Source organism: Intestinibacter sp., assembly GCF_022780145.1.
GTDB lineage: Bacteria > Bacillota > Clostridia > Peptostreptococcales > Peptostreptococcaceae > Intestinibacter.
On the sequence record NZ_JALEXO010000078.1, the window covers coordinates 1 to 2,083 of the forward strand.

The following is a 2,083-nucleotide window of genomic DNA, read 5'->3' on the forward strand; positions in this document are numbered from 1 at the left end:
TGTAATATCATATATAGATATTTCTTGTATTGATAATGTATCAAATACAATAATTTCTAATAATAAATATAATTTTGATGAAGCACCTTCAAGAGCTCAACAATGTATAAATGTTGGGGATATATTAATTTCCAATGTTAGACCTAATTTAAAGAATATAGCAATGGTAGAATATCAATTAGAAAATATGGTTACTACGTCAGGCATAACTATTTTAAGAAGTAAAAATATTAACAATTATTTTTTATTTCAATATGTATTGACTGATTATTTTAAAGATGAAATGGTATCCGTAACGAGTGGTGCAAATTATCCTGCTATAAAGACATCGGATATATATAATCATCAAATTATAAATCCACCAATAGAACTTCAAAATGAATTCGCCGAATTTGTTAAGCAAGTAGACAAATTGAAATTTGACTCAAAAAAATCATACAATTTAATGGAACTACCAATATATAAACGACCATCCATGCTTTATGATATAATCATACTATAAACGAAATAAACGGGGGGATATACAAGTGAAAGGAAATTTCGATTTTTTAAAAGCCAAAAAGGAATTTCGAAGCTTTGCTCAGGCTTGCATAGATGCAGAAAACAGCATGTCAGTAAGTCCTGCAACTACAGCAATTCTATGTAGGAGAGCATTAGAATTGGCAGTTAAATGGGTATATAGCTTTGACACAGAGCTAAAACTTCCTTATAAAGATAATCTTTCTAGTTTGGTTAATAATAACAGTTTTAAATACATGATAGACTCAGAGATGTATCATTTTTTAGTGTACATAATTAGAACAGGAAATCTATCAGTTCATACAAATAAATATGTAAAAAGAGAAGAGGCGATTTTGGCTCTTAGAAATTTGCATCAATTTGTATCTTGGATTGATTACTGTTATGCTGATGAGTACACAGCTACTGAGTTTGACGAATCTATTATACCTAAGGGTGGAAATAAGAGAACTAGTCCTGAGGAATTGAATAAGTTATATGAAAAATTGAGTTCAAAGGACAAAAAAATAGAGGAAATAATAGCTGAGAATCAAAGCTTAAGACAGAAATTAACAGAAAAGAGAATAGAAAATACTAAAAACTACGATTTCAAAGTAGAACATATAAGTGAATATGAAACTCGAAAACGATTTATAGATGTAGAGCTAAAGCTTGCTGGATGGGAGTTCAACACTAGGGATATAGTAGAAGAAGAAAAAGTGGAAGGAATGCCAAATGGATCAGGAATAGGATACGCAGACTATGTTTTATATGGAGACAACGGAAAGCCACTAGCAGTTATCGAGGCAAAAAAGGCGAGTGTAACTCCAGACAAAGGTCAACATCAAGCGAAACTTTATGCCGATTGCTTAGAGAAAAAATACAATCAAAGACCTATTATATTTACGACTAATGGATTTGAAACTTATATTTGGGATGATGCAGCTGGATATCCTATGAGAAGGGTTTCGGGATTTTTGAAGAAGGATGAGTTACAGCTTAGAGTAGATAGAAGAAGCACGAGAAAGCCTTTTGATTATAAAACTATAAATGATGAAATTACAAACAGATATTATCAAAAGGAAGCGATAATCGCTGTCTGTGAGGCGTTCGACAAAAAACAGCGAAAATGCTTGATAGTAGCAGGTACAGGTACTGGAAAAACTAGAATCTCAGTTTCTTTAGTCGATATGCTTACTAGACATAATTGTGCTAAAAACGTACTTTTCTTGGCAGATAGAAAAGAGCTTGTGAAGCAGGCTAAAAATTCCTTCTCAAAACTGTTGCCTGATTTGCCACTTTGCAATTTACTAGATAAAAGTGAAGATCCAGAGAGTGCGAGAATGATATTTTCGACTTATCCAACTATGATGAATGCAATAGATGAGACTAAATCAAAGGACGGCAAGATATTATTTACACCTGGTCATTTTGATTTGATAATAGTAGATGAGTCACATAGAAGTATATACAAAAAATACAAGACGATTTTTGAATATTTCGATGCCAATTTACTAGGTCTTACTGCTACACCAAAGGACGAAATAGATAAAAATACTTATACAGTATTCGAGCTTGAAAGCGG

At 32.0% G+C, this 2,083-nt stretch carries 2 protein-coding genes; both read left to right on the top strand.

Annotation, left to right across the window (positions count from 1 at the left end):
• A partial coding sequence (locus MR593_RS02950; protein WP_290686781.1) for a restriction endonuclease subunit S occupies positions 1-502 on the top strand: 502 nt, incomplete at its 5' end.
• Positions 503-527: 25 nt separating this feature from the next.
• Positions 528-2,083, top strand: a 1,556-nt coding sequence (locus tag MR593_RS02955; protein WP_290686783.1) for a DEAD/DEAH box helicase family protein, incomplete at its 3' end; no start/stop codon positions are given.